Below are 6,000 nucleotides of genomic sequence, written 5' to 3'. Positions count from 1 at the left end.
TCGCCAGCTGGCAGCACCACTACAACTGCCATCGTCCTCATAGCGGCATCGGCGGCGTGCCGCCCATCTCCAGGCTCAGCACTTTGAGGGACCACCTGTTGACGGTTCACACCTAGTGGCTGGTGCGCCGCGTGATGTCGATGGCGCCTGCCTTGACGAACGCCAGCTCCGCGCGCACGGCCTGCGGCTGGTCGTCGACGTCGACGCGCACCACGGCGCCTCCGCGGCGCATCGCCGCGGCGTAGGCCGTCACGTCGTGGCCGACCCCGAACAGGCCGGCGAAGAAGTTGCGCAGGTGGTCGACGACGCTGTCGTCGACGATGGGCGGCGGCGGCTCGGGTTCGTCGTCGAGCGCGGGCGTGCGCGTCTCGATGGCATGCACGCGCCGCGGATCGAAGCGATCGTTGGCGAGCGCGGCGATGGCGGCGCGTGCGGAGTCCTGCTGGTCGAAGGTGCCGACGACGATCTGTCTCATGGTCGTGTCCCGAGGGTCTGAAGCGTTGATTCGAACCAGCAAGCGCCGAGCCCGCGAGCGGGCCCGGCCTGGGGATCAGGACTTCGGCTCGGCGTCCGTCTTGGCCTTCAGCGCCTGCGCGGCTTCGAGGTGGTGCTGCAGCGTCGGCAGCGTCTTCGAGGCCCAGGCCTTGACGTCGGCGTCGCTGCCCTTGTCGACTTCCTTCTGGAACAGCTTGATCGTGTCCTGGTGCGCCTTGACGCCGATCGAGTCGGCGTAGTGCTGGTCGAAGCTCGAGCCCTTGCGCTCGGACAGCAGCTTGATCTCGGTCTTCTTGGTCATCGACGGCGTGTCGGACACCTTCACGCCCTTCTGGTCGGCCAGGCCCTTGAGCTCGGTGCCGGCCTTGCCGTGGTCGTCCACCATCATCTGCGCGAAGGTCTTGACGTCGGCACTGCCCGACTTGTCGAGCGCGACCTTGCTGCCCTCGACCTCGGCGTTGCCGCCCTCGGCGGCGTCCTTCAGGAAGGACTTGTCTTGGCCGGACAGCTTGCCGGCGTCGGCGGCGTGCGCCCCGAGGGACATGGCGAGCGCGAGCGTGGCGGTGGAGAGCAGGGTCAGCGATCTGGATTTCATGGGGACTCCGAAAGTTGTTGATCGATATCCGCCGTCTTGCAGCGGCGAGGTGGGTCTTGCACGGCAACGACCATGCCCCGACAGCAGAACGGGACAGTCGATGAGTGACAACATGCGCCCATGACCATGACCGACGCCGCCCGTTCGTTCACCGCTCGCCTGGGCCTCGAGCTGCCACTCATCCAGGCGCCGATGGCCGGCGTGCAGGGCGGCGCGATGGCCGCGGCCGTCTCCGGCGCGGGCGCCCTGGGGTCGCTGCCGGGCGCGGCCATGACGCCCCAGGCGCTGCGCGACGCCGTCGGCGAGATGCGCAAGCTCGGCGGGATGCCGGTCAACCTCAACTTCTTCTGCCACGCGGTGCCGAAGCCCGACCCCGCGCGCGAGGCCGCGTGGCGCGAGGCGCTGCGGCCGTACTTCGACGAGCTGGGCGTCTCGCCCTCGGCGATCCAGAACGGCCCGGGCCGGCTGCCGTTCGACGATGCGGCCGCCGCGGTCGTCGAGGAGCTGCGGCCCGCCGTCGTCAGCTTCCACTTCGGCCTGCCGCCCGCGCCGCTGCTCGAGCGCGTGCGGCGCGCGGGCGCGCAGGTGTGGTCGTCGGCGACGACGGTGGCCGAGGCGCGCTGGCTGGCGGCGCACGGGGTCGACGCGATCATCGCGCAGGGCGTCGAGGCCGGCGGCCATCGCGGCGTGTTCCTGCCGGAAGGCCAGCCCGTCGACCTGAGCGGGCAACTGCGGATGCTGCCGCTGCTGACGGGCATCCTGGAGGCGGTGCGCGTGCCGGTGATCGCCGCCGGCGGCATCGTCGACGCCGACGGCGTCGCCATGGCGCTGCGCATGGGCGCGAGCGCGGCACAGGTCGGCACGGCCTTCCTGCTGTGCGACGAGGCCACGACCAGCGCCGTGCACCGCGCCGCGTTGCAGAGCGATGCGGCGCGCGACACCGCGCTGACCAACCTGTTCACCGGCCGCCCGGCGCGCGGCATCGTCAACCGGCTGATGCGCGAGCTCGGCCCGATCAGCGCGCTGGCGCCGGCGTTCCCGACCGCCGTCAACGCACTCGCCCCGCTGCGCGCGGCCGCCGAGCAGGCCGGTCGCGGCGACTTCTCGTCGATGTGGGCAGGCCAGGACGTGAGCGGCTGCCGCGCGATCCCGGCCGCCCGGCTGGTCAGGCAACTCGCGGAAAAGCTCTAGGGCCTGTTCACACTAATAACGTGCCCGCGTGACCATCAGAAAGCCCGCCTTCAAGGCGCGAACGCGCAGGCGTGGTGGGCCCACTCCAAGCGTTCGCAACGCCGAAGGCGGGCTTTCTGATGGATCTCCTTGCGGGCGCCCAGCCCGCCGCGTCGCCTCCGCCTAGCCTGGCGCCTCGCAGGACACCGGCGCGGGCACGTTATTAGTGTGAACAGGCCCTAGCTATCGCTGCTCGCCCTGCACGAGGCTCAGGAACGCGCCGGGCAGCAGTTCGCCGGCGGTCGTGACGACCAGGCTGCCATCGAGCGCGTCGCTGGCCACGGGCGCGTCGGCGTCGGCGAACTCGCGGATCACCTGGCGGCAGGCGCCGCACGGTGCGATCGGATGCAGCTTCGCGGCCGTGACGGCGACGGCGCGGATGCGTTTCGCGCCGGCCGCGATCGCGACGCCGATCGCGACGCGCTCGGCGCAATTGGTCAGCCCGTACGACGCGTTCTCGACGTTGACGCCCAGGTGCACGCGGCCCTCGTCGTCGAGCACGGCCGCGGCGACGCGGAAGTCGGAGTAGGGCGCGTGCGCGTTGGGCAGCACCGCGCGGGCGCGTTCCACGAGATCGGCCAGGTCGGCCGCGGTGACGGGCGCGGCGCTCAGGATGCGAGCCCCGCCGCGCGCACCGCCTGCTCGAAGGACTCGGCAAGCTCCTTGGGCGCCGCGTCCAGCATCGCGCGGGCGCGCTGCAGCAGGCCGGTCTGCACGGCCGAGCGGAACACGAACTGCACGATCTCGTCGTGCCGCTCGGTGGTGGCGGGAAGGGTCGCGTGGCGCTCAATCGTCATGCAGCGGTTCTCCGGTGTTGGCCAGGGCCAGCGATTCGCGGATTTTCTCCGTCGAGGCCCACAGCGTGAAGACGAGGGTCTTCAGCGTCGGATCGCCCGGAGTCTGCAGCAAGGGCGGGACGCTGTCGAGGCCGTCGAGGTTGAGCACGCCGATGACGTCCTGCGCCACCGTGAGGTCCTTGCGCGTGACGAGCCGGCCGATCGGCAGCGACAGCACCCACTGCAGCCGCGGGTTGAGCTTGGCCTGCTCCGCGCCGGGCAGCACGCCGGCCGTCCAGCTCGCGCCGAGGCGGCGGATCGAGAACGGCGTGCCGTCGGTGAACGCGCGCCCGGTGCTCCCGTGATCGAGCTCGAGCTCGATGTCGTGCTCGGGCGCCCACGTCATGTTGTCCCACGCGCCCGGGATCATGCGCAGCGCGCTGGCGTTGGGCACGAAGATGTTCGCGCGCACCAGGTCGACGTCGACGCCGAGCCGCGACGCCGCCAGCGCGCGGATCTGCTGCACCAGCATGCGCACGCGGCGCAGGTGGTCGTCGGGCAGGCGCGGGTAGGCGATGAAGCGCGCCCATTTGTCGTAGTTGGCGATGTTGAGCACCTCGCTGTGGCCGCCGGCGATGTGGCGGTCGTGCACGCCGGGGCACGCGGTGTTGAAGCCGAGGGCGCCGCTCGCGCCCGCGCGCGGCGCGACCTGGCCGGCCAGGCGCGAGAACAGCTCCGCGGCGCGCACCACCCAGTCGCCGGTGGCGCGCTCGTTGCGCAGCGCCTGGATCCAGCGCTTGCGCAGGAGCGTCGAACCCCACGGGAAATCGCGCCGCACGATGCTGCCGGTCAGCACGACGCGGTCGAAGCGGATGTTGCCGTTCTCGGCCTCGAGCACCTCCAGCGCGAGCCAGGTGCCGAAGCTGTGGGCGATCAGGCTGACGCGCCGGGCCCCGGTGCGGTCCATCAGGTCGCGCAGCTCGCCGCGCAGCCACTGCACGCGGTTCGCGCGCGTCCACGGCAGCATGAACGACAGCACGCCGAAGAAGCCGTAGTCGAGGTGGTACGGAATGAGCCCGTGGCGGGCGAGGTAGGGCGTGATCTGCTTCTGCCACTGTCCGCGCGTGCGGATCCCGTGCAGCGTCACGACGATCTTGTGAGGCACTTTTCATCTCCCGCGGGCCTCGCGTCTTTCGGGACTGCCAAAAGAAAATGCGAGCCGGTGCCCGCATCTTGGAGAGTCAGTGGCTCATGGCGTGAGGCGCCGTCGAAGACGCCTCGCGCACGCCGGCGCTTACTGCTGCGCAGGCACCGGATACGCCGTCGGGTACGCCGTCGGCGCGGTGCTGCCGGTGGTGACCGGCGGAGCCGGCATCACGCGCGTGCGCCCGCCCGTCGTCACCATGATCACGGGCTCGCCCGCGGCGAAGACCTCGGGGCCGGCCGCCTGCACCACGGAGCGGCGGTCGCCGTTCTTCAGCTGGACGAGGATCTGGACGCCCTGGCGTTGCGAGGCGTCGCGCTCGACGGCGTTGCCGACCAGTCCGCCGACGACCGCGCCGGCGATGCCGACGATGCCGCCCGTGCGCGGGCCGCCGACATTGGAGCCGGCAATCCCGCCGATGACCGCGCCGCTGACGGTGCCCACGCCGGTGTCGCGCCCCTGGATCGTCACAGGGGTCACCGACAGCACCGTGGCGTCGACGACGGTCGACATGCGCTGCGCGTCATAGGCGCTGACAGAGTTGGCCGGAGCCACCGCGCAACCGGTGAGCGACACAGCGCCGGCGACGGTCGCAACGAGGGCGAATTGCTTGAACATGATCTTTCTCCAGGAGACGTCGGACCAACGCCGGCCAATCGCCGGCCGTTGACACTCGTCATGTGCCTCCACTCTGCAGCAATCCAATTGCCCGAGGTGGCGACAATGAGTAAAGAAATGTGAGCCCGACAGGGCGCGTTCAGACCCTCACGCGTGCAGCCGGCTGCTGCGGGGCACGCTGGCCAGCAGGAACTCCATCTGGTCGGCCAGGATGCGGCGCCCGCGCAGGATCATGTCCTCGTGCAGGCTGGGCACGTAGGGCAGGTACATCAGGGTCATGTGCGCCTCCTCGGGCATGCGGTTGCCCTTGCGGCCGTTGCACGAGCGGCAGGCGGTGATGCAGTTCATCCAGGTGTCGAGGCCGCGCCGCGACACCGGGATGATGTGCTCGCGCGTGAGCTCGTCGCCGGCGAAGCAGCCGCCGCAGTACGCGCAGACATGGCGGTCGCGCGCGAACAGCTTGCCGTTGGTGAGCGCGGGCGTCTGGCGCCAGGCGCGCGACGGGATCGAGCCCCGCACGGCGATGATGGAATGCACCTCGATGCGCGACTGCCGGCCGGTGGAGCGCTGCACGCCGCCGCGCATCGTGTGGAAGGGATCGCCCAGCGTCCAGGCGACGGCGTCGCAGGCATAGAGGATCGCGGCCTCCTTGACCGTCATCCAGGCTTGCGGCCTTCCCGACACGTCCAGCTGCAGAACATCCATTTCCACGGCGCTCCTTCAACCCGGAGCATACAACTACTGGATGAAACCTCAACCTGGGCGGAGCCACAGCGTTGCGGAGGCGCCATCCGGCGCCGTTCGCGTCACGCGGATGTCATCGCTTCAGCGTTAACCACTATGGAAATCGAACGATCGTGCTAATCGGTGTCCATTTCGTGACCGGCGCCCGGTCTTTCTAGGATTCGGACACTAAAAAAAGTGTGTGACGGCATTGGCGCGGGGGCCGGTCCTATGCAAAATAGCACGACCGTTCGATTTCTTCGTTCAGCCGGCGACCCCGGATGTCGAAGAGTTCGGCAGGCACTCAACGCACTCCGGTTCGACCCGGCAGATCCCCGTGAACGACGCTACCGCTCTTC

9 protein-coding genes are annotated in these 6,000 nt (G+C 70.1%); 2 read left to right on the top strand and 7 right to left on the bottom strand.

Translation table 11 applies throughout. The features are described from left to right. The coding region (locus LPC04_RS21300) for an integrase core domain-containing protein (protein WP_275684305.1) at positions 1 to 116 on the top strand (116 nt) is incomplete at its 5' end. Here LPC04_RS21300 and LPC04_RS21295 read toward each other — a convergent pair. Beyond that, complete coding sequence (locus LPC04_RS21295; protein WP_275684291.1) at positions 113 to 475, bottom strand: hypothetical protein; 363 nt, start codon at positions 473 to 475, stop codon at positions 113 to 115. The two genes, LPC04_RS21300 and LPC04_RS21295, sit on opposite strands and share 4 nt — an antisense overlap. Positions 476 to 550: 75 nt before the next feature. Beyond that, positions 551 to 1,090: a DUF4142 domain-containing protein gene (locus LPC04_RS21290; protein WP_275684290.1), complete on the bottom strand. Its 540-nt coding sequence runs from the start codon at positions 1,088 to 1,090 to the stop codon at positions 551 to 553. A 126-nt stretch (positions 1,091 to 1,216) separates the two neighbouring features. Between LPC04_RS21290 and LPC04_RS21285 the strand changes: the two genes are divergently transcribed. Continuing rightward, a complete protein-coding gene (locus LPC04_RS21285; protein WP_275684304.1) occupies positions 1,217 to 2,281 on the top strand; it encodes an NAD(P)H-dependent flavin oxidoreductase in 1,065 nt (354 codons plus the stop codon). 222 nt (positions 2,282 to 2,503) lie between these two features. On the opposite strand, the gene LPC04_RS21280 is transcribed toward LPC04_RS21285, so the two are convergent. The 5 genes from LPC04_RS21280 to LPC04_RS21260 all read right to left on the bottom strand — a co-directional run bounded on the left by LPC04_RS21280 (position 2,504) and on the right by LPC04_RS21260 (position 5,623). Then, entirely contained in the window at positions 2,504 to 2,902 is a 399-nt protein-coding gene (locus tag LPC04_RS21280) for a cytidine deaminase (RefSeq protein WP_275684303.1), read from the bottom strand. A gap of 26 nt (positions 2,903 to 2,928) precedes the next feature. After that, positions 2,929 to 3,117 carry a hypothetical protein gene (locus tag LPC04_RS21275; RefSeq protein ID WP_275684289.1) on the bottom strand — a complete coding sequence of 63 codons (189 nt, stop codon included), beginning with the start codon at positions 3,115 to 3,117 and terminating at the stop codon, positions 2,929 to 2,931. Then, the gene (locus LPC04_RS21270) at positions 3,107 to 4,261 is read right to left on the bottom strand and encodes an esterase/lipase family protein (protein WP_275684288.1); all 1,155 of its coding nucleotides are present in this window, start codon (positions 4,259 to 4,261) and stop codon (positions 3,107 to 3,109) included. Before LPC04_RS21270 ends, LPC04_RS21275 begins: the two co-directional genes overlap by 11 nt. A gap of 129 nt (positions 4,262 to 4,390) precedes the next feature. Further along, positions 4,391 to 4,918 (bottom strand): outer membrane lipoprotein, encoded by a 528-nt coding sequence (locus tag LPC04_RS21265; RefSeq protein WP_275684287.1) that lies wholly within the window; start codon positions 4,916 to 4,918, stop codon positions 4,391 to 4,393. 147 nt (positions 4,919 to 5,065) lie between these two features. Then, positions 5,066 to 5,623, bottom strand: a complete 558-nt coding sequence (locus LPC04_RS21260) for an HNH endonuclease (RefSeq protein ID WP_275684302.1) — start codon at positions 5,621 to 5,623, stop codon at positions 5,066 to 5,068. Positions 5,624 to 6,000: the final 377 nt, after the last annotated feature.

Source organism: Scleromatobacter humisilvae (assembly GCF_023231945.1).
GTDB lineage: Bacteria > Pseudomonadota > Gammaproteobacteria > Burkholderiales > Burkholderiaceae_C > Scleromatobacter > Scleromatobacter humisilvae.
This window is presented reverse-complemented; position numbering and strand designations above follow the sequence as displayed.

What these genes read in the sequence shown, in the direction of transcription:
- LPC04_RS21295 (WP_275684291.1), bottom strand. Translation starts at nt 475, where the DNA reads ATGAGACAGATCGTCGTCGGCACCTTCGACCAGCAGGACTCCGCACGC.
- LPC04_RS21290 (WP_275684290.1), bottom strand. Translation starts at nt 1,090, where the DNA reads ATGAAATCCAGATCGCTGACCCTGCTCTCCACCGCCACGCTCGCGCTC.
- LPC04_RS21285 (WP_275684304.1), top strand. Translation starts at nt 1,217, where the DNA reads ATGACCGACGCCGCCCGTTCGTTCACCGCTCGCCTGGGCCTCGAGCTG.
- LPC04_RS21275 (WP_275684289.1), bottom strand. Translation starts at nt 3,117, where the DNA reads ATGACGATTGAGCGCCACGCGACCCTTCCCGCCACCACCGAGCGGCAC.
- LPC04_RS21265 (WP_275684287.1), bottom strand. Translation starts at nt 4,918, where the DNA reads ATGTTCAAGCAATTCGCCCTCGTTGCGACCGTCGCCGGCGCTGTGTCG.
- LPC04_RS21260 (WP_275684302.1), bottom strand. Translation starts at nt 5,623, where the DNA reads ATGGATGTTCTGCAGCTGGACGTGTCGGGAAGGCCGCAAGCCTGGATG.